The organism is Mobiluncus holmesii ATCC 35242 (assembly GCF_000185445.1).
In the GTDB taxonomy this organism is placed as follows: domain Bacteria; phylum Actinomycetota; class Actinomycetes; order Actinomycetales; family Actinomycetaceae; genus Mobiluncus; species Mobiluncus curtisii.
Genome location: NZ_GL622346.1, coordinates 1,507,702 through 1,533,367, shown reverse-complemented (window position 1 = coordinate 1,533,367; position 25,666 = coordinate 1,507,702). Strand labels below are relative to the sequence as shown.

At 58.0% G+C, this 25,666-nt stretch carries 15 protein-coding genes and 1 pseudogene; 11 read left to right on the top strand and 5 right to left on the bottom strand.

All coding sequences use genetic code 11. The features are described 5' to 3' along the window. Window positions 1–53: 53 nt before the first annotated feature. The 5 genes from typA (at window position 54) to HMPREF0576_RS06545 (ending at window position 6,884) form a co-directional block, all read left to right on the top strand. Window positions 54–1,973 (top strand): translational GTPase TypA, encoded by a 1,920-nt coding sequence (typA, locus tag HMPREF0576_RS06565; protein ID WP_004007487.1) that lies wholly within the window; start codon window positions 54–56, stop codon window positions 1,971–1,973. A 46-nt stretch (window positions 1,974–2,019) separates the two neighbouring features. Then, a complete protein-coding gene (locus tag HMPREF0576_RS06560; protein WP_245527361.1) occupies window positions 2,020–3,924 on the top strand; it encodes a VanW family protein in 1,905 nt (634 codons plus the stop codon). A 24-nt stretch (window positions 3,925–3,948) separates the two neighbouring features. After that, window positions 3,949–4,272, top strand: coding sequence for a ferredoxin (fdxA, locus tag HMPREF0576_RS06555; RefSeq protein WP_004007485.1), 324 nt, complete (start codon window positions 3,949–3,951; stop codon window positions 4,270–4,272). A 237-nt stretch (window positions 4,273–4,509) separates the two neighbouring features. Then, window positions 4,510–5,814 (top strand): citrate synthase, encoded by a 1,305-nt coding sequence (locus tag HMPREF0576_RS06550; protein ID WP_004007484.1) that lies wholly within the window; start codon window positions 4,510–4,512, stop codon window positions 5,812–5,814. A 107-nt stretch (window positions 5,815–5,921) separates the two neighbouring features. Continuing rightward, window positions 5,922–6,884, top strand: coding sequence for a DapH/DapD/GlmU-related protein (locus HMPREF0576_RS06545; RefSeq protein WP_004007483.1), 963 nt, complete (start codon window positions 5,922–5,924; stop codon window positions 6,882–6,884). Between the two features lie 34 nt (window positions 6,885–6,918). On the opposite strand, the gene HMPREF0576_RS06540 is transcribed toward HMPREF0576_RS06545, so the two are convergent. Next, window positions 6,919–8,436 carry a DNA repair protein RadA gene (locus HMPREF0576_RS06540; RefSeq protein WP_004011226.1) on the bottom strand — a complete coding sequence of 506 codons (1,518 nt, stop codon included), beginning with the start codon at window positions 8,434–8,436 and terminating at the stop codon, window positions 6,919–6,921. A gap of 396 nt (window positions 8,437–8,832) precedes the next feature. Here HMPREF0576_RS06540 and HMPREF0576_RS06535 point away from each other — a divergent pair, with 396 nt between their 5' ends. The 3 genes and pseudogenes from HMPREF0576_RS06535 to HMPREF0576_RS06525 all read left to right on the top strand — a co-directional run bounded on the left by HMPREF0576_RS06535 (window position 8,833) and on the right by HMPREF0576_RS06525 (window position 12,891). Continuing rightward, the gene (locus HMPREF0576_RS06535; RefSeq protein ID WP_004008905.1) at window positions 8,833–9,747 is read left to right on the top strand and encodes a 1,4-dihydroxy-2-naphthoate polyprenyltransferase; all 915 of its coding nucleotides are present in this window, start codon (window positions 8,833–8,835) and stop codon (window positions 9,745–9,747) included. A 174-nt stretch (window positions 9,748–9,921) separates the two neighbouring features. Then, window positions 9,922–11,595 (top strand): annotated as a pseudogene (locus HMPREF0576_RS06530) (FAD-dependent oxidoreductase). 336 nt (window positions 11,596–11,931) lie between these two features. Then, window positions 11,932–12,891 carry an aldose 1-epimerase family protein gene (locus HMPREF0576_RS06525; RefSeq protein ID WP_004011223.1) on the top strand — a complete coding sequence of 320 codons (960 nt, stop codon included), beginning with the start codon at window positions 11,932–11,934 and terminating at the stop codon, window positions 12,889–12,891. 54 nt (window positions 12,892–12,945) lie between these two features. Here the strand turns inward: HMPREF0576_RS06525 and HMPREF0576_RS06520 are convergent, their stop codons facing one another. Genes HMPREF0576_RS06520 through HMPREF0576_RS06505 form a run of 4 tightly spaced genes read right to left on the bottom strand, consistent with a single transcriptional unit; the run spans window position 12,946 to window position 16,757 of the window. Then, window positions 12,946–13,782: a class II fructose-bisphosphate aldolase gene (locus tag HMPREF0576_RS06520; RefSeq protein WP_004011222.1), complete on the bottom strand. Its 837-nt coding sequence runs from the start codon at window positions 13,780–13,782 to the stop codon at window positions 12,946–12,948. After that, window positions 13,783–14,772: a 1-phosphofructokinase family hexose kinase gene (locus HMPREF0576_RS06515; protein WP_004011221.1), complete on the bottom strand. Its 990-nt coding sequence runs from the start codon at window positions 14,770–14,772 to the stop codon at window positions 13,783–13,785. A 20-nt stretch (window positions 14,773–14,792) separates the two neighbouring features. Further along, window positions 14,793–15,854, bottom strand: a complete 1,062-nt coding sequence (locus tag HMPREF0576_RS06510) for an ROK family protein (protein WP_004011220.1) — start codon at window positions 15,852–15,854, stop codon at window positions 14,793–14,795. A 21-nt stretch (window positions 15,855–15,875) separates the two neighbouring features. Beyond that, entirely contained in the window at window positions 15,876–16,757 is an 882-nt protein-coding gene (locus tag HMPREF0576_RS06505; RefSeq protein ID WP_004011219.1) for an SIS domain-containing protein, read from the bottom strand. Window positions 16,758–16,890: 133 nt separating this feature from the next. On the opposite strand from HMPREF0576_RS06505, the gene HMPREF0576_RS06500 reads away from it, so the two are divergent. The 3 genes from HMPREF0576_RS06500 to HMPREF0576_RS06490 all read left to right on the top strand — a co-directional run bounded on the left by HMPREF0576_RS06500 (window position 16,891) and on the right by HMPREF0576_RS06490 (window position 25,535). Continuing rightward, on the top strand, window positions 16,891–17,676 hold the full coding sequence (locus HMPREF0576_RS06500) for a DeoR/GlpR family DNA-binding transcription regulator (protein WP_004011218.1): 786 nt from the start codon (window positions 16,891–16,893) through the stop codon (window positions 17,674–17,676). A gap of 428 nt (window positions 17,677–18,104) precedes the next feature. Then, a complete protein-coding gene (rpoB, locus tag HMPREF0576_RS06495; RefSeq protein ID WP_004007472.1) occupies window positions 18,105–21,611 on the top strand; it encodes a DNA-directed RNA polymerase subunit beta in 3,507 nt (1,168 codons plus the stop codon). A 30-nt stretch (window positions 21,612–21,641) separates the two neighbouring features. After that, window positions 21,642–25,535, top strand: coding sequence for a DNA-directed RNA polymerase subunit beta' (locus tag HMPREF0576_RS06490; protein ID WP_004007471.1), 3,894 nt, complete (start codon window positions 21,642–21,644; stop codon window positions 25,533–25,535). The last annotated feature ends 131 nt before the right edge of the window (window positions 25,536–25,666 follow it).

Here is a 25,666-nt window from a genome sequence, read left to right as displayed (position 1 = left end):
CGTTACAATAGGACGTTGTTTTTGGAAAACCGTTAACTATCAGAAAAGGGTTTATGGCACAGCGTCAAGATATTCGAAATGTCGCCATCGTCGCGCACGTCGACCACGGGAAGACCACCCTGGTCGACGCCATGTTGAAACAGGCTCATGCCGAGGGGCTCCGGGCTGATGGTCCGGAACGAGTCATGGATTCGGGCGATTTGGAGCGTGAAAAAGGCATCACCATCCTGGCTAAAAACACCGCAGTCAAGTATTGCGGTCCGGCGGCGGTGGATAGCGGATGTCCTCAGGGTGTCACCATTAACGTGATTGACACCCCTGGACACGCTGATTTCGGCGGGGAAGTCGAACGCGGTCTGTCGATGGTGGACGGGGTGGTGCTGCTGGTGGACGCCTCAGAAGGTCCCCTGCCCCAGACTCGTTTCGTGTTGCGTAAAGCCTTGGCAGCGCGTTTGCCGGTCGTTTTGGTCATTAATAAGGTAGACCGCCCCGACGCGCGTATTGATGAAGTCGTTTCCGAGGCTACCGACCTGCTGCTGACCTTGGCTACTGACTTGGAAGCCAGTGGGGAACTTGGCGAGGACGACCTGGACCTGGATCAGCTGCTGGACCTGCCGATTATCTACGCTTCGGCAAAGGTCGGGGCGGCGTCCCTGACTAACCCCGGCAACGGTAATGTTCCCGACGGCGACCTGGAGTGCCTGTTTGAGGCTATTTTGCAGCACATTCCGGGACCTACTTATGATCCGGACGCTCCGCTGCAGGCGCACGTCACCAATCTCGATGCGTCGCAATTCCTGGGACGCCTGGCGCTGCTGCGGATTCACAATGGCACCATCCGGCAAGGTCAGACGGTGGGATGGGCGCGCCAGGACGGCATGGTCGAGACGGTCAAGATTACCCAGCTGCTCGCCACACATGGGTTGGAACGGGTTCCTGCCGAGTCCGCTAAATACGGTGATATTGTCGCCGTGGCAGGCATTGAAGACATCACCATCGGGGAGTCTCTGGTCGATGTGGATGACCCGCGTCCCCTGCCCTTGATTCGGGTGGACGAGCCGGCAATTTCGATGATGATTGGCATCAACACCTCGCCGTTTGCCGGGCGGGTAAAGGACGCAAAAGTCACCGCCCGCCAGGTCAAGGACCGTTTGGAGCGGGAACTGGTGGGTAACGTGTCCCTGCGGATCGTGGATATTGGACGCCCGGACGCCTGGGAAGTGCAGGGGCGTGGCGAACTGGCTTTGGCAATCTTGGTGGAACAGATGCGTCGCGAAGGCTACGAACTGACCGCCGGAAAACCGCAGGTCGTTACGAAAACGGAAAACGGCAAAGTGATGGAACCGATGGAGGCTCTGACCGTCGATGTCCCGGAGGAACACTTGGGCACCGTGACGCAGCTGCTGGCGGCGCGTAAAGGTCAGATGAACACGATGACCAACCACGGAACCGGCTGGGTGCGTCTGGAATTTACAGTTCCGAGCCGAGGCTTGATTGGTTTCCGGACACGGTTTTTGACCGAGACACGCGGCACCGGGATTGCCTCCTCGGTCAGTTCCGGGTGGGCGCCGTGGCAGGGCGACATTGCAGGGCGCGCGACTGGCTCACTCGTTGCCGACCGCGCCGGGAAAGCTAGCCCCTACGCCATGATTAAACTGCAGGAGCGCGGTAACTTCATCATTCAGCCCGGCTCACAGGTATATGAGGGTCAGGTCGTCGGAGAGAACCCGCGCGGCGAAGACATGATTGTCAACGTCACCAAGGAAAAGCAGCAGACCAACATGCGTTCCTCGACCCAGGACGCTTTTGAAGGTCTGACCCCGCCGATTAACTTCACTTTAGAGGAAAGCCTGGAATTCGCTGGAAATGATGAATGCGTCGAGGTAACACCCGAAGCCGTGCGGATTCGTAAGGTAATCTTAGGTACGGAAACGCGCTACAAAGATGCAGCGCGACGCCGTCGCGAACAGTGATTCGGCGGAGCACTCTTACGGAGGGCAGATACCGCGGAGGGATTCGATGGGTAGTCAAGACGTGAATAAAGGGGCGAAACCGGGTGGTTCCCCGTCGGAGCCACGCCCCCCCAAGCTCCGACCCAGTCCTCGACCCGTCAGACCGGCTGGAAAAGTGCCGGGCGGGGCGCGGGATGCCAACGCCACCGAAATGTTTCCCGGTTTCGCGCAGGACAAGAAGCGTAATGGCAAGGTTCCGGTGGTTATCGGTGCCGCCATTGGGATTTTGGCACTGGCTTATGCTGGGACGGCTGTCGCCGTCTCGGGCAGTATGCCGCGAGGATCGTCTTTTGCGGGAGTCACTGTCGGGGGAATGTCCCCTACGGACGCAATCAAAAAGCTTGATTCTCAATTGGGTCCCCGGCTGAAACAACCTTTCCCGGTGAAACTGGGAGCCAAAACCGCAAACATTGACCCAGCCGCAGCCGGATTGCAGCCCGATTTCACTTCTTCCGTGCATGAGGTCGCCGATTTTTCCTTGAGCCCCGTCAAAATTCTGGCTCATCTCGGGGGAACTGGTCCACTGGACCTGAAATCGAAAATTGATGAAAAAGCACTGGACAAAGCGGTGTCGGCAGCCGCGGCGGATCTAAAGTCCGCTCCGCAAGAGGCAGATTTCATTTGCCAAGATAGCCAGCTCCAGCCGGTTAAGCCCGCTCCGGGACGCGAGCTGGACCTGAAAGCTGCCACCGCCCTGTTGCACCGGGAGTGGTGGAAACCGGGCGACCCCCTGAACCTTCCCGGCAAGTCTAGTGCGCCAAAGTCGACCCAAGCGCAACTGGACACTGCCGCCCAGGGTGAGGCGAAAACCCTTCTGAGCGCCCCGGTGAAACTCAACGTAGGCGGGCAAAGCCTGGACATTCCCACTGCGGAACTGTGCCAAGACGCAACGTGGTCCCTGCAGGGCGAAAAGCTAAAAGCCAGTTTAGATGGCGAGAAACTAAAGAAATACACGTTGGCAAACACCAAAGGTTTAGAAACCGAACCGGTTAATGCCCGATTCAGCTTTGATTCGGGATCCCCGCAGGTGGTGGCATCTGTGGATGGGGCCAAACTTGATTCCAAAGAGCTGTCCGACCGGGTGACGATGGGCGCGATTTCGCAGGAAAACCGTGAGGTGAGCGTGGATTTGACCCCGATTGCCCCCCAATTCACCACCGATGACGCCAATAAAGCTGGGGTTAAGGAAGTCATTGGTGAGTTTGCCACCCCGCTGACGTCAGACAGCGTGCGGACTGGCAATCTGACCAGGGCGGCGCAAATCTTGACGGGCAAGGTCTATCTGCCGAAACAGGATTTCTCTCTGGAACGTGACTTGGGTCCGTTGACGCCCGAGAATGGTTGGCGAGCTTCGGGGGTCTTTCAAAACGGCGTACACACCAAGGCTATCGGCGGTGGGTTGTCTCAGATGTGTGTCACGACTCTGAACGCGGCTTGGTTTGCGGGAATGGACTTGGTGGAGTTCAACCCGCACGGGGTGTACTTTACCCGGTATCCCGCCGGACGCGAGTGTACGCTCTGGACCGGGTCTTTGGATCTGAAATGGAAAAACCCGAATCCGACTCCCGTGGTGCTGCAGGGGTGGACTGGCGGAGGTCAGTTACATATGCGTATCTGGGGCACCAAGTACTACACCGTGGAATCTTCACAAAGCCCCCGGACTAACTATGTACAGCCCAAGACTACGGTCAACAATTGGTCCGAGTGCGTGCCTTCCGGTGCGGGTCAGCCCGGGTTTACTATCAGCAACACGCGCACCCGCTACCTGGACGGCAAGAAGGTCGATTCCAAGACCTACACGCACACCTATGCGCCGGATAATGCAGTGGTTTGTGCCAAGGACCTGGCTGCCCAAAAGGCTCGTGAGGAGCAAGCTGCGGCAGCTGGGGCGGACTCCCCGGAGGGGCAATAGACCGGACCGGGGTAGGATATACGTATGACTTACGTAATTGCTCAACCCTGCGTGGACGTGAAAGATAAGGCTTGCGTCGATGAGTGCCCGGTCGACTGCATTTATGAGGGGGAACGCACCCTGTACATCAATCCCTTGGAGTGCGTGGATTGCGGGGCTTGTGAGCCGGTATGTCCGCCGCAGGCGATTTATTACGAGGATGATTTGCCCGAGCCGTGGACAGATTTCTTGCGGGCTGGTCGGGACTTTTTCGCTGATTTTGATAACCCGACCCCCGGTGGGGCTTCGGTAGTGGGCAAGGTCGACAAGGACGACCCGATGATTGCCGCGCTGCCACCCCAGGGATAACCTGTGCGATGAACGCAGCTTTACCAAGCTGACGTCCCCCCCCTCGAAGAACGGTACAGTACTGACACCGACAGCATTGGTCTTGTGAAATTCATATAATGTTGCCCGGAATATTGGACGAAACACGGGTGACGGGAGTACTATATTTGTAAGGACTTAAGTCCCAAAGTGCCCTAGCCTGGCGATGTTGCCGACCAGCGTAGATATGAAAATCAAAAAATTTTGAGGAGGAATCTCATGGGTGAGAATAACGGAGAATACTTTATTCAATCAGACCAGACGCGGTTGGATACCCCCCTTCACCAGGCCACGCAGGGCAACAACGGTATCGAAATTAACAAACTGTTGAGCACCACCGGTAACGTGACGCTGGATTATGGCTTCGGCAACACTGCCAACTGTGAATCCAAGATAACTTACATTGACGGCGCTAACGGGGTGTTGCGTTATCGGGGCTACCCGATTGAGGAACTGGCTCGCGAATCCAGCTTCGTAGAGGTCGCGTATCTCTTGATTTACGGAGACTTGCCTGACGCGAAGTCCCTGGAAACATTCACCCACAAAATCAAGTGCAACCGCCTGTTGCCTGAAGACTTCAAGGCATTCTTTACGGCTTTCCCCTCGAACGGTCACCCCATGTCTATCCTCCAGGCGGGGGTTGCTGGTCTGGCAACCTACTACGAGGATACTTTGAACCCCCTCGATCCTGAACAGCTTGAAGAAGCCACGATTCAGCTGCTGGCCAAGCTCTCCGTCATGGTCGCGACTATTGCGAAACGTGCCGCCGGTCTGCCCCAACTGTATCCCGACGCCTCTCGGGAACTGACCGAGGACTTTATCCGGATGTGTTTCGGGCTGCCCTATCAGTCTTTTGACATTGATCCGGCGATGGTTCGTGCTTTGGACCGTTTGTTTATCCTGCACGCTGACCATGAACAGAACTGCTCGACTTCAACCGTGCGTTTTGTCGGTTCTTCGCACGCAAACCTTTATACTTCGGTAGCTTCCGGGGTGGGAGCGCTGGCTGGTCCGCTGCACGGCGGGGCTAACGAAGCCGTGCTGCGCATGTTGATGCAGCTGCGTGACACGGATATATCGATTAAGAACTTCGTCGAAAGGGTGAAGAACAAGCAAGACGGCATCAAACTGATGGGCTTTGGACACCGCGTGTACAAGGCTTATGACCCGCGTGCCGCCCTGGTGAAAGAATCCGCCCACGAAGTCTTGAGCCGGATGGGCAAATCCGACAAACTGCTGGATTTGGCGTTGGAGCTGGAGGGCATCGCGCTGAGTGATGACTATTTTGTCTCCCGTAACCTGTATCCGAACGTAGACTTTTACACGGGCTTGATTTACCGCGCGATGGGCTTCCCGATGAAGATGTTTACCCCGTTGTTTGCGGTGGGTCGTCTGCCCGGCTGGATTGCCCAGTACCGCGAGATGGTTGCCGATCCGGCGACGAAAATTGCTCGCCCGCGTCAGGTGTACATCGGTCACTCCGAACGCCACTACCAGAACCTGCGTGCCCGTTCCGTCAGGTAAGCGATTTTGTGCCTTCCCGCCCGCGGTCTGTTGACCGGCGACACGGAACGTGTTTTGCTGGAGTAGCGGGTCGCGCCAAGCCATTGTCAACTAGAGAGAAGGAAAACATGGTTAAGAAAGTTTGGGGTGTCGGTCTCACGGCTGAAACCGAGAGCGGCAAATCGCTGGACACCTGGTTCCCTTACATTTACGAGGGCGACGTAGACGAAGCGAAAGCGAAGGCTTTGGCCGCGACGCTGACGCATCTGGAGGGCAAAGACGATGCCCGCATGATTATTAACAAGGTCATCACCGTGACTGCCGATTTGGAGGACGATGTCCAAAGCGCTCCCGACGGGTATTTGCGTTTGCACTCCCTGTCACGCCGGATGGTGAAACCCAACACTTTGAGCTTGGAAGGATTGTTCGACAAGCTGAATATGGTGGCGTGGACCAGCCGCGGTGCCTGTGACTACGAAAACTTTGAGGAAACTCGTCTGCGTCTGATGACCAAGTACGGTATCGGCGCCAACATCCGCTGTGTGGACCGGATTCCCCGCATGACCACCTATGTGACCCCGAGCGGGGTGCGCATTGCCCATACTGAGAACGTTCGTTTGGGTGCTTACCTGCATCCGGGCACCCAGATTGGCTACACCGGGTTTGTGAACTACAACGCGGGAACCTTGGGGGCTGCCCGGATTGAGGGGCGTTTATCACAAGGCGTGACCGTGGATGAAGGCACGACTCTGGCTGGCGGTGCCTCCACGGCGGGTACGTTGGCGGTGGGGATGCACAAGCGCGTGTCTTTGGGCAAGAACTGCCACATGGGGGCGAACTCCGGTCTGGCGGTTCCCCTAGGTGACGACTGCGTCATTGAAGGTGGTCTGTATTTAAACAGTGACACCAAGGTTTACTACATGCCTTCCGGTGGTGTCATGCCTGGTGAAACTGGGTTCTTTATGGAGCCAAAGACGATGTTGGCAGAGGAACTGTCCGGGGTGTCACACGCCCTGTTCCGCCGTAACTCGCAGACGGGTCGTGTCGAGGCCGTATCCCGCGGCGGTGCTGCCATCGAATTTTCAGATTGAGAATCCGCCAGTTTGGCGGCGTTCCGGTTTTAACTCAGATTTCGCAGTCTGGAGGCGAGGCGGGGGCGCGGCGCAGAGCCAGGCTCATTGCTTCGCGCAGGTTTGCGGCAGCTTGAATCTTGAATCCTCGCGGAGCCTTCAAATCCCTCGTGGCGGCGGCGGGCACGATAGCGCCGGTGAATCCCAGTCGCGCGGCTTCTGCCACCCGGCGAGACACTGCGGTGCAGGAACGAATCTCCCCAGTCAGAGAGACTTCCCCAAAAGCCACCAGACCGGGGTCGATGACCTGGCCTGTCACTGCTGACGCCGCCGCGAGCGCAACCGCCAAGTCCACTGCCGGCTCGACTGCTCGGGCTCCGCCCACTGTCGAGACGTAGGCATCTAGGGTGCCAAAAGGTAATTTCAGTCGCGCTTGCAGGACTGCCAGCATCATGGCGGTGCGGGAATAATCCAAACCAGAAACTGTGCGTCGCGGAGAACCGCCCGCTATCGGGGTGGTGAGGGCTTCTATCTCGATGGGCAGAGCGCGCCTACCTTCCAACGACATGGTGACGCAAGCCCCGGGCACCGGCTCGGCGGTTTTGCTGAGGAACAGACCGCTGGGATCCTCGATGCCTTCGATGCCGGATTCCACCATTTGAAAGAACCCGACCGCGTCCGTGGGTCCGTAGCGGTTCTTTACCGCGCGCAACAGCCGCAGCTCCCCGGTTCGTTCGCCTTCAAACTGGCACACTACATCCACCAGATGTTCCAGCGTGCGCGGACCTGCCACCGCACCGTCCTTGGTAACATGCCCCACCAAAATTAGTGCCATGTGGCGGCTTTTGGCAGCGTCAATGAGTCGGGCAGTAACTTCGCGGACTTGCGCGGGACCGCCGATAGAAGTGTCCATAGTCGGATCGGTCAGGGTCTGGATGGAGTCGACGATAGTTACGTCCGGGCTGGTAGTCTCGATTTGAGCCAGTGCCTGCGAGACTTGGGTTTCAGCTGCTAGATAAAGATTTTCTGCCACTCCGCCAATGCGCTTAGCGCGAGACAGTACTGCCTCGGCGGTTTCCTCACCGGTCAGGTACAGGACAGTTTTGCCCTCCGTATCCACAGTCGCGGGCGTTTCTGAATCTGCAGAGACTAAGCGCAACCCGGGGCTATTCTCGCTAACCCTAGGAGAGCGCGGAGCGGTGCCTTGGGCAATTCGGGCAGCGACTTCTAACAGTAGCGTGGACTTCCCGATTCCCGGTTCTCCTGCCAGCAAGATGACCGCGCCGGGGACGATACCGCCGCTGAGAACCCGGTCGAATTCGCCCACTCCGGTAGGTAGACGCACCGCCCGCTCGGTGGAATAGTGGCCGATAGGTTTAGCCGGGGACGCGGGGCGTCCGTAACTACCGGTGCTGCGGGTAGTGCCCGACCCGGTCGTCCGAGCGGAACTTTTCGCCAGGACCACGTTCTCTTCCAAGGTGCCCCACTGACCGCAGCTGCGACATTGACCAGTCCATTTGGGCCATTCCTCCCCACAGCTGGAGCACACGTAAACCGTTTTTTCCTTTGCCATAACTCCATCGTCTCACAAGCCCCGAGCACGAAAAATCATGAGTTTGAGGTCTGCCGGTGCGCACTGAATCCCTAAACCGGGGTGGTCTCGCACGAATGACCGATTTCACCGTGTGTGGTGCCGGCTCCGAGAAATTAGAATCGCGCCTACCAGCAGTGTTAGAAAAATTAGGGTCTGCAAGAACCCAGATTGCGGGTTGAAATCGGTCGTTCATGCCACTACTCAGAGGAAAGGCAATGGTCGCAACTCCACCGGTTAACTTCACGTTGAAACCGCGCTAGACTTTTAGGGCGAAATGTTGCTGGAATCTGACAAACACTCTCAGGTACTCGTGAAGCGCTAAACTTCGCGAAAACCCGGTGCTGCAAAGACTGATAAGCAAGGAAAGGAACCCTGATGGCCACTGCTCAAGCCTGGATTGAAGGAGCGCGGCTGCGTACCCTCCCGGCTTCGGCGGCACCCGTCCTGCTCGGCACCGGCATTGCTGCTGGATTGGGCAAGATGGATCCAGGGCTGGCGCTGGGGTGCCTGGCAGTGGCGCTGCTGCTGCAAATCGGGGTGAATTTTTCCAACGACTATTCCGACGGGATCCGTGGCACGGATGAATACCGCGTCGGTCCGCCGCGCCTGGTCGGAAGCGGGGAGAATCCGCGCAAAGTCTTGGCAGTGGCGCTGAGCTGCTTCGCGTTGGCGAGCATCGTGGGGCTGGGCGTTGCCATCATCTCCCAGTCGTGGTGGCTCATCGGTGCCGGCGTGGCAGCGGTCGCGGCTGCCTGGTGCTATACCGGCGGCAAACACCCCTATGGCTATGCCGGGATAGGCCTGTCTGAGCTGCTGGTTTTTGTCTTTTTCGGACTGCTGGCGGTGCAGGGAACGCTGTGGGTGCAGGCACAAGTCCTGCCGTGGCAGTCTTGGGCGCTGGCCAGCGGGCTGGGGTTGCTGTCCTGTGCACTGCTGATGGTCAATAATCTGCGCGATATTCCTACGGACCGGAAATCCGGCAAAGTTACCCTGGCAGTGCGTTTGGGCGATGCTTGGTCGCGACGCATTTACCGGCTTTTTATCTATATTGCGTTGCTGTTGTCGCTGACGGTGCTGTTCGTACCGTGGTCGGAAATCTTTCCCGGCGGATTCATTCAATGGACCAGCGGTTTCGTAGTGCAGCTCGCATTGTGGCTGGGGGCATTGCTGACCATGCGTCCGGTCCGCATGCACCAGACCGGAAAAGCCCTGATTGTCGCTTTGCGCAACACGGGTTTCTTAACCTTGGCGTATGGTGGTTTGCTCGGGCTGCTGTTTGCCTTGCTCTAGCCGAGGTGGCCGGTTTTTCATAATGGTGCACCAGTGCGGATGGGCGGCAATTCGTTACGGGTGGCGGTAGCCGGTTCACCTAGCACACCACCTCGTGCTATGTTGATGGGGTTGAGAGCTTACCGGGGAGACGCCCGGAGAACCTTCTGAACAAACCGAAGAAAAGGGGAGCGAATGAAGCTGGTAGTGGTCGGTGGAGTCGCGGGCGGTCTGTCCTTTGCCGCGCGAATGCGCCGGTTGGACGAGTCTGCTGAAATTGTGGTGTTTGAAAAGGGACCGTACCCTTCGTTTTCCAACTGTGGATTGCCGTTCTATGTCGGTCAAGAGATTTCCGCACGGGAAAGCCTGCTGCTGAATACGCCCCAGAGCCTGCAGGCGAAACTGAACCTGGATGTTCGCGTGAATCACGAGGTCATCGACTTGGACGCGGAGGCGAAAACCGTGCGGGTGCGTGGCGCAGACGGGCGAGAATTCACCGAAGGCTACGACAAACTGATTCTTTCCCCTGGCGCCAAAGCCGCCCGCCCGCCGATTGTCGGGTTGGACTCCCTCCGGGTGCGCACGCTGCGCACGGTAAATGATGCCCAACGGATTGTGGACCTGGCGGAATCTGCCCGGTCAGCGCTGGTCATCGGCGGGGGATTCATCGGCATCGAAGCGGCGGAAGCCCTGGCTCGTCGCGGCATCAACACGACTATCGTGGAAGGCAGCGCCCATGTCATGCCCCCGCTGGACCTAGAAATGGCGCACCTGGTGACCGGAGCCCTGCGGTCGCTAAACATCACTGTCATTGCAAACACTCGTGTCACCCAGATTCGCGATTTCCCAGCTCATGTCTTGGTGGAATTGTCAGACGGACAGTGCCTGGAAACGGAGCTGATTGTGTAGGCAGCGGGTGCTGTTCCCGCCACCGAGCCATTCGTAGCGGCGGGAGTGCGGGCTGACGAACGGGGCTATCTAGAAATTGATCAGCATGGACGCACCAGCTTGCCTGACGTGTTTGCTTGTGGTGACGCCGTTACGCAACAGACCGGGGTGACGGGAATAGCGCGACCGGTTGCGTTGGCCGGTCCGACTAACCGCGCTGCTCGGCTCATCGCGGACTTCATCGCTGACCCGAAATCCGCTCGTCCGTTGCCTAAACCTATCTCTACCTCGATTTTCCGGGTGGGGCGCATGACTGTGGCGCAGACCGGGGCAAACCGGGCTGAGCTGGATGCGCAAGGCATCGCCTACCGCACTATCCACACTCACCCCACCGACCACGGGACTTTCCTGCCCGGTGCTCAACCGATGCAACTGATGCTGCATTTTGCGACCGCGGACGGCAAACTCCTGGGTGCGCAAGGTTTCGGGGGCAACGGAGTGGATAAACGGATTGACGTTATCGCTACAGCTCTCAAAGCGGGGCTGACTGCCCCTGATTTGATTGACTTGGATTTGGCGTATGCGCCCCCCTATTCCGCAGCAAAGGATCCCGTGAATTTCCTGGGGTATGTGGCAGAAAATGTGCTGTGCGGTCGGCTCAGGCTGTGGTATGCCGAGGAAGTGGCTCACCTCGACCCCGCCACGCCAGTCCTCGATGTGCGTCCGATCCCCGAATTTAATGCCGGGCATCTAAAGGGCGCCAGGTGTATACCCTTGACGGAACTGCGTTCGCGGCTCGACGAGGTGCGGACTTGGACCGACGGGAAAACCGTGTACTTGAGCGATGATACGGGAGCTAACGCCTGGATGGCACAGAGAATTCTGGAACCCGCGGGAATTAATGCTAAAGTATTGTCTGGCGGGGTCAATACGGTTTTCGCTTACTATTTTGATAACCCCGGCGCGGTGCTGGAAATGTAACATAGCTTCCAACAGGCCAGTCCGGAATCGAGGAAAGGGAATAAGATGTGCTCTCCAGTAAAATGTGCGAACTGCGGAAAGACTACATGGACCGGGTGTGGTCAACACATTGCGGCGGTGCAAGCCAGCGTCCCGCCGGATCAGTGGTGTACTTGCCCAGAGGACAAACGCAAACCGCAATCCCTATTCGCGAGTTTCTTTTCTCGCTGAGCATTTCTGCCGCAAAGCGGCGCTTCGCCCCTGCTACGAAGTAGCAGAAATGCGAAACGCTCAGGGTGCGGATCCGTTAAGAAATGACAATGGTTTTCCGTTCCCCACCCTTGCTAAAATCAGCGTATGACCTCGAGCAATGACTTCATAGAACTTCGAGCCGGTCAATATCGCGCCCAGATTTCGCCTTTCGGTGGGGGTTTGTGGTCGCTGACTTTTGCGGGGAAACCGCTGGTGGTGACCCCTCCGGTGCCGCCTGAGGGCTTGTCACAAGTCTCCCCGATTCCTTTCGCGGCGGGGTGTCTGTTGGCGCCGTGGCCCAACCGGGTGGACGGCGGACAATTCACGTTTCAAGACGAAACGTATCAGCTCGAAATTAACGAGCCTGAACGCCACAACGCCATTCACGGCTTCGTTAGGGAACTGCCTTGGGAACTCACTTCTGAAACGTCCGACGGTCCCGCGGGCGTGAGCCTCACGCTGGAAATGGCGTCGCAACAGGGCTGGCCGTGGCGGCTGGAATATGTGATGAACTGGAGCCTTGAGGCGGCACGGGGGCTGCGAGGTGAATTGCAGGTGCGCAATCTCAGCACGACACCATGCCCGTTTGGCTTCGGATGGCATCCTTATTTGAGCGCTGCGGGCGCGAGCCCGGATGAATGCACCCTGAGCGTCTCGGTAGGCAACAACCTGGTGCTCGATTCAACACGCAACCTGCCGACTGGTCTGGAACAACCCGCGGACACTGTTTTGGGTCCAGTGCGTCCGGTAGCGCTACGCGGACTGTGGCTTGACCACGCGTTTCGGGCGCAACCCGGACCGGATGGACAAGTGCGGGCGACCTTGTGCCGTACCGACGGTCTAGGGACTGAACTCAGTGCCGGACCGTGGTGCCGGTGGCTCCAAATCTATACCGCCGACCCTGCCCGTCAGCAGGCATTCCCCGGCGTTCCTGACGGGCGTGCGCTGGCGGTCGAACCGATGACCTGCCCGCCTAACGCCCTGAGCCGCAACCAGGACGTACTGGTGCTAGAACCGGGAAAACCGGAAATCCTGGCTTTCGGACTTCGCGTCATCACGGGCTAGCAGGCGGTTTACCAACGATTCCGCATCGGCATTGCAACGTCGGGCAGACAATGACTATTTGCCCGCATACCACAGAAGCAAACGTTCCACTTCTGCCTGTAAGGCGGCGTTACCGTTACGGGAATACTTGCGGGGATCGACCAGCTGGGGACCTTGCGCCAAATCCTTACGGACCTCGGCGGTATAGACCACATTCAGGTGCGTAGAGACGTTAATCTTGGTCATTCCCGCTTTAATGGCAGCGCGCATTCCGTCGTCAGAAACCCCGGAAGAACCGTGCAAGACCAGCGGAACCGGCACGGCTTGCTTAATGGCAGAAATCAGTTCCGTGTCCAACGTGGCATCCCGCGAGGTCATCGCGTGTGAAGATCCCACTGCTACCGCCAGCATGTCCACGCCGGTATCTGTCACGAATTTGGCGGCATCCTCCGGATCTGTCCGTGCGCTGGGGTCGTGGACTCCGTTCTTGCCGCCGACCTCGCCTAATTCGGCTTCGACGCTCACGCCACGGTCGTGACACCACTGAGTAATCTGCGCGGTAGTGTCGCGGTTTTGCGCATCCGGCAGTTTGGAGCCGTCATACATGATTGAGGTAAAGCCCAAATCGATCGCTGCGCGGCATAGGTCGAGGTCCTCGGCGTGATCGAGGTGCGCTACGACCGGGACTTTTGCCTGTTCGGCTAGCTTGAGCACGGCGCAGCCGATGGGGTTGAGCCAGCCATGATGGTACTTGACCGCATTTTGGGACAGTTGCAGAATCACCGGGAGGTTTACGGCTTCTGCCGCGGCAATTTGGGCTTCGCCATGCTCCAGCAGCACCACGTTGAAAGCGCCCAGTCCGACTCCCGCCGAGGCTGCCTCAGCAGCAAGTTTACGTATATCACACAGCATTTATGCACTCCATTCTTCAGTTCGAAAAGTCATTTTAGTGGCAATTGTTGTCACCATTTCGGTCTGCACCGCGCCCGCGACCGCGACTGGAACCGCGGCAGCTGACCAGGAAACCGCACGCCCGAGAGCCTCGTGCGTCGGCAGGTTTTCGGACCTGGCAGACATGAACCCGGCTACTGCCGCGTCTCCCGCTCCGGTGGGGTTGCCTTCCAAAGTCATCCCGGGGGCTGCCCACTCGACTTGAAAAAGGGAGGTGCGGGCGGACGTACCGGGATGCTCCACGTATGCCAGCCCATCTTTTCCTGCTGAAATCAGCAACGCGCGTGCTCCCAGGTCCAGCAAAGCGCGTGCCGCGGCGGGCAACTCAGTAATACCGGTGGCGCCGCGCAGTTCTGCCACATTCGGTTTGAGACAATCCGCGCCTGCCCGCGCCGCTTCGAGCAGGTATTCTCCGGACGTGTCCACCAACACCCAGCAGCCCAGATCGTGCAGACCGGCGATTAGCCGATCTAGCATCCCCGCGGGGCTACCCTGGGCGAAAGAACCATTGATGCTGACGATAGCCTGGGGAGACGCCCAGTCCAGCTGCAGAGCCTCCCGCCACGGCTGTTCCCAACTCTGCGTAACTTCAGCAGGTGTCAGAGTGCCATAGTTTGGACCGGCCTCATTGAAAACTGTGGCATCTCCCGCCGCAACGATGGCGACGGATTGGCGGTTTAGAAATGGCATGGGCAAAGCCTGGAAACTAAAGTTTCCGTGCCGCTCTAGGGTTCGTTTTTGCAGGTCAGCGAGATATTCCGGGGATGAGAAAAATCCGACTGCGCGGGCGGGATACCCCATCTGTGCCAGGACTGAAGCGGTGTTGAGACCCTTACCTCCGGCACGGTAAACGAAATCTTCGACCCGGTGGGTGGCGCCGACTTGGAGAGCATCCACCGTGTAGGTGATGTCTAAGGCAGGGTTGGGAGTAAACGTGATTATCTGGGGCATCGGAGTCTTTCCAAAGAAACTTATGACGGGCTGGTGAGGGGAACAATCGGTACCTGGGCTTTTGCGAAGGCCTGCGCCGCGACCCCCAACAGTTGTGCTTGAGACCCAAAGCGTGACAAGGAAAACTTGGGTTCGGGCAGGTTCACGAGATGCGTGGCGGTCGCTTGGCGAAGCCTCTCTAGGTAGGCGGGACCTTCCTGGGATTGTCCTCCGCCCACGATGACTTCCAAATCTCCCAAAGTCGCCAGGCTGGCGGCGAGGACCACTCCCAATGCCTGCGTGGCGGTTTCGATTACGTGGTGAGCGCACTGGTCGCCTTCCCGTTCGCGCTGGAACACGTCACGAGACGTGGGGCGGGCAGTTTCCGGGGAGAGACCTTTCAGAAGGGCATAGCGACGGGCGGTGTATTCGGCGGACGCAATTCGTTCCAGGGGGAGATGGGTCGCCTGTGCAGGAATCGGTGCTGTGGCTTTCCCCAGGTAGTTCAAATCCGGATTGGGGAGCAGAATCTGACCGATTTCTCCGGAGAAGCCGCTACGGTTCAGTACCTGCCCATTGAGCACGATTCCTGCCGAGATACCCGTCCCGATAGCGACGAAAAAGCATTCCTTGCGTCCCGTGAACAGGGCTTCGCCTAACGCCCCGGAACGAACGTCATGTCCCAGCGCAAGGGAACAACCCAGGGCTTCCTCTAAACGATCGCGCATAGGAAAGCGACCCCAGCCCAGATTAGCTGAGGTGATGGTCATTCCAGTGTCTTCCACCATCACGCCGGGAACGCCCACCCCAACGGCTTGGCACACCCGCGCCACCGGCAGTGCGGTGCCGTCGGCGTCGCGGATTTTGCCCTGGCGCAACGCCTGTTGAATCTGCAGATACTGGTCGTTAATCTGTGCAATCAGCCCGACCGCACCACCGGTGGAAGTGGGCAGGGTGGGCAGCTTCACCAGTGAACCCCGGTTGGACACGAAAGCCACCTTGGTGTCGGTCCCCCCGACGTCAAAAGCTAACGCATAGACCGGGGCGGAATCGGGGTGGGCTGTCGAAAGCTCCTCGGGTGGCATCTGTCCCTCCATGGGCATGAGGTGTAGACGGGCGCGGAATTAGGACAGAATCACTGAACGGGTCAGGTGACGCGGGGTGTCAGGATTCAGCCCCCGGTGTTCCGCCCTTGCTACCGCGACGCGTTGCAGCAGCACCAGGGACGCCATCGGATCGTAGTCGTGGTGGACCAAAGTGGCGCCGGTAGCCGCGATTTGCGTCTCCATACCCTGCGGGATGGCGCCAAAAATCCAGGTGATACGGTTTGGCTCGGCGATGGAAATCGGTCCGTGGCGGTATTCCATTGCGGGATAGGACTCGGTCCAGGATTGCGAGGCTTCGCGCATCTTTAGCGCGGCTTCGTTGGCGAGACCGTAAGTCCAGCCGGTGCCGAGGAAAGTGAACTGTTCCGCGTCGATGAACGCAGCGGGAATTTCTGCATTTACAGCCGCGGTGCAATCGGCAATAGCCTTCGTCAGGTCCTCCCCAAGGCTGGCACGCAGCAAAGCCAGGGCCGTAGTGGCAAAGCGTGTCTGCACGACCGACGTTTCATCCGCAAAGTCCAAAACAAGTTCCCGGTCGGTAAAGGGCGTGGCGGGACCGTTGCCGACGGCAGTAATTAAACGGGTGGGAACCTTGCCGTGCAAGGCTTTGAGGATATCAATAATCTCCGTGGTGGTGCCCGAACGAGACAGGGTGATGACCATGTCATAGTGGCGAGTCAGGGGGAATTCGGTGGCGGTAAAAGCGTCAGAAACTCCGTGTCCGGCGACTTCCCTGGCTCGGCAATAGGCTTGTGCCATGAACCAGGAGGTGCCACAGCCAATCATGGCGACGCTCTGACCCTTTTTCGGGAAAAACTGAGAGTCCAGGGACACGAGCAGGTCAATGGCTCGTTTCCAAGTTTCGGGTTGGCTGGCGATTTCCTCAGCGGTGATGCTCATGGCGGTGTGTTCTCCCTACAAAATCGACGACATTTTTCAGAAATAAAAATACCACGCAAGCAGAAGTAAATTGTTTAAAACTGATTTAAATTTCATGTTAGAGACATATTAAATCAATCAGGAGGCAAGGCGTATGGCATATCAATCATTTCGACTGACCAAAATCCTCGATCTAGTGTTGGAAAACGGCTCAATTCAGGTAGAGGACATCGAAACCCTGCTGGGGGTGTCTCCCGCCACCGCACGCCGCGATTTGGACAAATTGGCATCTCAACAGATGATTACCCGGGTTCGGGGAGGAGCAGTAGCGAATCCACTGTCAGGAGATTTGCCGCTGCGGTATCGCCCCGTCAACCAAGGCAGGATCAAGCAACGTCTGGCGAAAGCGGCTGCCAAAATGGTGAAACCGGGAGACGTTATCGGCTTGAACGGAGGAACCACCACTACGGAAGTTTCTCGCGAACTGGCGCTGCGTGTTGCGAAAGATTCCGCGTTTCAACGCCAGGGGATTACGGTCGTCACGAACGCCATTAACATCGCTAACGAACTGGCGCTACGCCCCCAAATCAAAGTCATCGTGGTGGGTGGGACGCTACGCCCCTGTTCTTATGAAGTCGTGGGCAATATGTCCGGACTGGTGTTGGACAATTTGGCAATGTCGCGAGTGTTTTTGGCAGTGGTCAGCATTGACGTGAACCGTGGTTTATTCAATGATGACTTGTTGGAGGCAGAAACGAACGCTGATTTTCTACGTTCCGCGCAACGAGTGACCGTGGTGGCAGATAGTTCCAAATTCTCCGCGTTGGGAACCGCCCGGATTTGCGATTTTGCTCCGATTGACGAAATCCTCACGGATAGTGTCGAAGCGCATTGCTTAGAAGCGCTGGAAAGCTACGGTATCGAGGTGCTGACAGTCTAGAACCGATAACCAAATAAATTAAGTTGTTTAAACAGCGCCAAAACACTTATAAAAATCATTGTCGGGTTTAGCTGCACTTTCACGTTCGCTTTTCCGCCTCGAGAAATGCGTCTGCCGGAAACTCACTTCAGGGAGGATTGAGTAGCTGCCCTCGCTGGGAACAGTCCCCGAAATTCAACGGCGGAAAATTGCTTACAAGCCGCAAAAGTTATAGAGTTGTTATTTGCGTGTTCTCTGTCCGAGGCCACCTGTTACCGTTGATATTGCGTAAGAATGCGCCGGCAATATCAGGGCAGGTAGAGCGAGGGATGAGATGTTCAAACGCCGCAGCGCATCGAGATTTTCCAGGCTGATTGCCGCGACCGTGTGCGCGGGGGAGCCGGTTTGAAAATCCCGACCATCTATACGACATAAAGGAAACGGAAATCTTGGCTACGAAATCCAAAGAATCCTCCACTCACCCTTTCCGGGTGTCTTTTGCCCAAATTGATGAACCGATGGCACCGCCGAATTTGTTGGCGCTGCAGACCGAATCTTTTGACTGGTTCCTGGGGAACGAAGCCTGGCAGGAACGCGTCAAGGAAGCCGACAAAACCGGTGACAAGCACGTCCCCCGCACTTCGGGACTGCAAGAAATTTTGAACGAGATGAGCCCTATCGAGGACAATGGCGGCACCATGTGCCTGTCCTTTAAGGACTACACCTTGGAAAGCCCGCACTACACCATCGACGAATGCAAGGACAAGGACCTGACCTACAATGCGCCGATGTACGTAACCGCGGAATTCATTACCTACGAAACCGGCGAAATTAAGACCCAAACCGTGTTCTTGGGCGAATTCCCGCTGATGACCCCGCGCGGAACCTTCATCGTTAACGGTACCGAGCGTGTGGTCGTGTCCCAGCTGGTGCGTTCCCCCGGTGTGTACTTCGAAAAGACTGCTGACAAGACCTCCGACCGTGACATTTACCTGGGTAAGGTCATTCCCTCCCGCGGTGCTTGGCTGGAATTCGAGATTGACAAGAAGGACACAGTCGGGGTGCGTATCGACCGCAAGCGCAAGCAGTCCGCGACTATTTTCCTCAAGGCGCTGGGGATGAGCGTTGGTGAAATCCGCGAGGCTTTCCACGACTTCCCGTTGATGCTGGAAACCTTGGAAAAAGATGGCGCGATTGAAACCCAGGATCAGGCCCTGGAGGACATCTACCGCAAGATTCGTCCCGGCGAGCCGCCCAGCGCGGAGGCCGGACGTAACCTGCTGCACAACTTTTACACCAACCCCAAGCGCTACGACCTCGCCGAGGTCGGACGCTACAAAATCAACAAGAAGCTCGGTGTGGAGAGGGAAATGGGCGAACGCACCCTGGACCTGACCGACATCGTGGCTGCGTTCCGCTACTTGTTGGCACTGCGCGCTGGGGATGACACGGTTGCGGTCAAGGACGCTGCTGGTCAGGAAACCGAACTGCATATCAAGACGGATGACATCGACCACTTTGGCAACCGCCGGGTGCGTCCGGTCGGCGAGCTTATCCAGATGCAGGTGCGCACGGGCATGTCCCGCATGGAGCGCACGGTAAAGGAACGCATGTCCACCCAGGACGTCGAAGCCATTACCCCGAACTCCCTCATTAACATCCGTCCCGTTGTGGCAGCCATCAAAGAGTTCTTTGGAACTTCGCAGCTGTCGCAGTTCATGGATCAAAACAACCCGTTGGCAGGTCTGACGCACAAGCGCCGTCTGTCGGCTTTGGGTCCGGGCGGTCTGTCCCGAGACCGGGCGGGGATGGAAGTTCGTGACGTGCACCCTTCCCACTACGGGCGGATGTGCCCGGTGGAGACTCCCGAAGGTCCGAACATTGGTTTGATTGGTTCGCTGGCAACTTTCGCGCGCATCAACCCATACGGTTTTGTGGAAACTCCCTACCGCGTGGTCAAGGACGGCGTGGTCACCAACGAAATCCACTACATCACTGCGGACGATGAAGAGGGCAAAAACATCGCCCAGGCCTCCGCGCAGCTCACGAAAGATGGGCACTTCGTAGAGTCCACCGTGCTGTGCCGTTCTACCGGCGGCGACCCGGTGCTGGTCAGCCCGGAAGAAGTCGACTTGATGGACGTATCGGCTCGTCAGATGGTGTCGGTCGCGACCGCGATGATTCCGTTCCTGGAACACGATGACGCGAACCGCGCTCTGATGGGTGCAAACATGCAGCGCCAGGCAGTGCCGCTGCTAAAGACTGAAGCTCCCCTGGTGGGCACCGGTATCGAGAAACGCGCCGCGATTGACGCCGGCGATGTGGTCGTTGCCAAGAAGGGCGGTGTCGTCACCGAGGTCAGCGCCGATTTGGTGCGTCTCCAGGAAGATGACGGCGAAACCCGCCTCTACACGCTCGAAAAGTTCAAGCGTTCCAACCAGGGCAACTGCTATAACCAGCAGGCTATCGTTGACGAAGGCGACCGGGTCGAAGCCGGAGACGTGCTGGCTGACGGTCCCGCTACCGACGGCGGAGAAATGGCTCTGGGCAAGAACCTGCTGGTGGCGTACATGTCCTGGGAAGGGCTGAACTACGAGGACGCCATTATCTTGAGTCAGCGGGTCGTTTCTGAGGACTTGCTGACTTCGATTCACATCGAGGAACACGAAATCGATGCGCGCGACACGAAACTGGGCGAGGAAGAAATCACGCGGGATATTCCCAACGTTTCCGAAGCTGCCCGCAAGGACCTGGACGAACGCGGCATTATCCGCGTCGGTGCCGAGGTCAACGCGGGTGACATCCTGGTCGGTAAAGTGACCCCCAAGGGTGAAACCGAGCTGACCAGTGAGGAACGCCTGCTGCGTGCCATCCTGGGTGAAAAGGCGCGGGAAGCGCGTGACACTTCCCTGCGGGTGCCCCACGGTGAATCCGGCATCGTCATCGGGGTAAAGGAATTTACCGATGAGGACGACGACGCCGCGCTCGGACCTGGCGTAAAGCACATGGTTCGCGTCTTTATCGCACAGCGTCGCAAGATGACGGTCGGCGACAAGATGGCTGGTCGTCATGGCAACAAGGGCTGTGTCTCCAAGATTCTGCCGGTTGAGGACATGCCGTTCCTCGAGGATGGTACCCCGGTAGACATTATCTTGAACCCGATGGGTGTGCCCGGTCGTATGAACCTGGGTCAGGTACTTGAGTTCCACTTGGGCTGGTTGGCTCACGAGGGCTGGGATGTCAGTGAAGCCCGCAAGGCCGGTGAAGAGTGGGCACAGCGGGTCCCGCTGGAGGTCTGCGAGCCGGGACAGCACGTGGCGACCCCCGTGTTCGACGGTGCCGAGGCTGACGAGATTACCGGTCTGCTGCGCAACACCCGCGTCCGTGAGGACTTCGATCGTCCGCTCATCGACGAAATGGGCAAAGCGAAGCTGTTTGACGGTCGTTCCGGGGAACCTTTCCCGTACCCGATTGCTATCGGCTACAAGTACATGCTGAAACTGCACCACTTGGTCGATGACAAGATTCACGCCCGTTCCACCGGTCCTTACTCCATGATTACCCAGCAGCCTTTGGGTGGTAAGGCCCAGTTCGGTGGTCAGCGCTTCGGTGAGATGGAGGTGTGGGCAATGGAAGCGTACGGCGCCGCCTATGCCCTCCAGGAACTTCTGACGGTGAAATCCGATGACGTGCAAGGACGCGTGCGGGTTTACGAATCTATCGTGCGTGGCGAGGACCTGCCCCAGCCGGGCATTCCGGAATCTTTCCGCGTGTTGATGCAGGAAATGCGTTCGCTGTGCCTGAACGTGGAGGCTCTGGATGCTGCCGGCAACGCCATCGACTTGCGCGATGATGAAGATGAAGCCAGCCGCGGACCCAACAGTCTCGGCTTCGACTTGGGCAAACGACCCAACGCCCCCGGTCTATTGACGACCGACGAATTCATGAACGCCTAAGACGGACCGGAAGAAGAGGAAAGAAAACACATGTTGGATGCAAACAAGTTTGACAAGTTGCACATCGGTCTGGCGACCGAGGACGACATTAACAGCTGGTCCCACGGCGAAGTCAAGAAGCCGGAAACCATCAACTACCGGACGCTGAAGCCTGAGAAAGAAGGCTTGTTCGACGAACGAATCTTCGGGCCGACCCGTGACTGGGAATGCGCCTGCGGGAAGTACAAGCGCGTCCGCTACAAGGGTATTGTCTGCGAACGCTGTGGGGTGGAAGTCACCCGTTCCAAGGTGCGTCGCGAGCGGATGGGTCACATTAAGCTCGCTGCTCCTGTCACGCATATTTGGTACTTCAAGGGCGTGCCCTCCCGGCTCGGTTACCTGCTGAATATCGCGCCGAAAGACCTGGAAAAGGTCATTTACTTCGCGGCGTACATGATTACCGACGTTGACGAGGAACGCCGCCACAAGGACCTTGCCGATATGCAAAAGGAATCCGACCTGGCTCGTGGACAAATCGAAAAGAACCGCGACCTGGACATCGAAAAGCGTGCTCAAAAGATGGAACAGGATATGGCGGCGCTGGAAAAGGAAGGCGCCGAGAAATCCGAAATCGACAAGGTCAAGCGCAACGGTGAAAAGGAAATGCGCGCGCTGCGCCACCAGGCTGAGTCTGACCTGAAACTGCATGACGAAGTTTGGGATCGGTTTAAGAGCCTGAAGGTCGGCGACCTGGAGGGTAACGAGCTGGTCTATCGCGAAATGTATGCCCTGTACGGCACCTATTTCAAGGGCGGTATGGGCGCGCAGGCGGTAAAGGATCGCTTGGAGTCTTTCGACCTGGAAGCGGAAGCCGAAGCGCTGAAAGAGGTCGTGGAGAGCAAGACTGGTCAACAGAAAACTCGCGCCCTGAAGCGCCTGAAAGTCATTAATGCGTTCCTCCAGACCGGCAAGCCAGCGTCGGCTATGGTGCTGGATTCAATTCCGGTCATTCCCCCGGACCTGCGCCCGATGGTGCAGCTGGACGGTGGACGTTTCGCGACTTCTGACCTCAATGATTTGTACCGCCGCGTCATCAACCGCAACAACCGTTTGAGTCGTTTGCAGGAATTGAAGGCCCCGGACATCATCGTCAACAACGAGAAGCGTATGTTGCAAGAGGCCGTGGACGCCCTGTTTGACAACGGTCGGCGTGGACGTCCGGTAACCGGACCGGGTAACCGTCCGCTGAAGTCCCTGTCCGATATGCTCAAGGGTAAGCAGGGGCGGTTCCGTCAGAACCTGCTGGGTAAGCGCGTGGACTATTCCGGACGTTCCGTTATCGTGGTTGGTCCGCAGTTGAAGTTGCACCAGTGTGGCTTGCCCAAGACGATGGCTCTGGAACTGTTCAAGCCTTTCGTGATGAAAGTCTTGGTGGAAAACGGCGAAGCCAAGAACGTTAAGGCTGCCAAGCGGATGGTGGAGCGGCAAAACGCCCAGGTTTGGGACGTTTTGGACGAGGTTATTACCAACCACCCGGTGCTGTTGAACCGTGCTCCTACCCTGCACCGTTTGGGCATCCAGGCCTTCGAGCCGCTGCTGGTGGAAGGCAAGGCTATTCAGCTGCACCCGCTGGTCTGTGGCGCGTTCAACGCGGACTTTGACGGCGACCAAATGGCAGTCCACGTCCCGCTGTCGGCAGAAGCCCAGGCTGAAGCGCGCGTGCTGATGCTGTCGTCGAACAACATCTTGAAGCCTTCGGACGGTCGTCCGGTGACTATGCCCTCCCAGGACATGATTATCGGTATCTACCACCTGACCTCGGAAGAAGATCCGGAAATGGTTCATGCTCCGAGGTTTGACCCCGACGGCAACCGGGTGCTGAAGTACTACACCAGCCCTGCCGAAGCCCGCCTGGCCTATGACAATGGCGACCTGGCTTTGCAGGAAACCTGCGTAATCCGCATGGAACCGGGCGACTTGCCTCCGGAGGATATGGAAATGCCGGAGGGGTGGCAGCCGGGAGAACGCTTCGAGCTGAAGACCTCCCTGGGGCGCGTCATCTTTAATGACTCGCTGCCGCGCGATTACCCGTTCGTCAACTACGTGGTAGAGAAAAAGAAACTCGGCAAAATCGTCAACGATTTGGCGGAGCTGTACAAAAAGGCCGATATTGAGGTGTCCCTGGATGCTCTCAAGTCTTTCGGTTTCCACTGGTCGACCTGGTCTGGAATCACGATTTCCTTCACGGACGTGGTGCCGCCGGCGACCAAGCCCGCCATTTTGGAAAAGTACGAAAACCTCGCTTCTGACGTGCAAGCCGACTACGACCTGGGTGCCATCACCGAGGACGAACGCTACAGCGCCTTGATTGACCTGTGGCGAGCCTGCACGAATGAGGTGGCAGAGGAAATGCGCGAGAACTTCCCCGAACGCAACAATGTGTACCGCATGGTGAAGTCCGGGGCTCGTGGTAACTGGTCTCAGATTCAACAGATTGCCGGTATGCGCGGTCTGGTGTCCGACCCGAAGCAGCGCCTGATTGAGCGCCCGATTAAGTCGAACTACCGCGAGGGTCTGTCCGTGTTGGAGTACTTCATCGCGACCCACGGTGCGCGTAAGGGTCTGGCGGATACGGCTTTGCGTACCGCCGAATCTGGGTATCTGACCCGCCGTCTGGTGGACGTGTCTCAGGACGTCATCATCCGTGAGGAAGACTGCGGGACTCGCAAGGGCTTGAACATTACCATCGGTTTCGTCAACGAGGATGGTCAGATTGAACCCGACGAGCTGGTCGAGACCACCGCTTTTGCGCGGACTTTGGCAGTTGACGCGGTAGACGAAGCCGGAAACGTCGTGCTGGAAGCCGGGCAGGATGTCGGTGACGTGGCGATTAAGAAGCTGCTCAAGGCCGGCATCACCCAGATTAAGGTACGTTCTGTGCTGACTTGTGACGCACCGGTGGGGACCTGCGCGGCTTGCTACGGGCGGTCTCTGGCTACCGGCAAGCGCGTGGACATTGGCGAGGCCGTCGGTATTATTGCCGCGCAGTCCATTGGTGAGCCCGGTACGCAGCTGACGATGCGTACCTTCCACACCGGTGGTGCGGCTTCGGCTGCCGATATTACCCAGGGTCTGCCGCGTGTGCAGGAGCTGTTTGAAGCGCGGACCCCCAAGGGTGAAGCCACCATCACCGAGGCAGCCGGTCGGGTAAAGATAAACGACGACCCGTCCGGTCCGCGTGAGGTCATCATCACTCGTGACGACGGCAAGGAAGACCTGGTCATCGAGGTGTCTCGCCGCCAGGCCCTGCTGGTCTCCGACGGCGATCACCTGGAGGTGGGCGACCGCCTGACCCAGGGTCCCATCGACCCGAAGAAACTGCTGCGCGTGAAAGGCCAAGCTGAAACCCAGCGTTCCCTGGTCAACGAAGTACAGCAGGTCTACCACAGCCAGGGCGTAGACATTCACGCCAAGCACATCGAGGTCATCGTGCGACAGATGCTGCGCCGCGTGACCGTGCTGGAATCCGGCGACACCATGCTGCTGCCCGGTCAGCTCATCGACCAGGCGAAGTTCCGCGAGGAAAACAAGCGGGTCGTGACACAGGGCAAACAGCCGGCTTCGGCGCGTTCCGAACTGATGGGTATCACCAAGGCGTCCTTGGCTACCGATTCCTGGCTGTCCGCGGCTTCTTTCCAGGAAACCACGAAGGTTCTGACCAACGCGGCAATGGAAGGCATCGACGATCCGCTGTCGGGTCTGAAGGAAAACGTCATCCTGGGCAAGCTGATTCCGGCTGGTACCGGTCTGAGCCGTTACCGTCGCGTGGAAATCAAGCCTTCCGCGGGCGGTCACGAAGTGTTGATGTCGCAGTTGCCTTACAGCGACACGACCGGATTCGGACTGTTCGATGACGATGTCGACCTGGAACACCCGTGGGGATAGGGTCGAAGCTGCCCGACCAGCCGTGATTTCAGGGTTGAAGCGGGTTTAATTCAATAGTTTGGGAGTTCCCGGCTCACCAGTTTGCGCTGGCGGACCGGGAACTTCAGTTTTTCAATGCTCGGTTGGTAGGG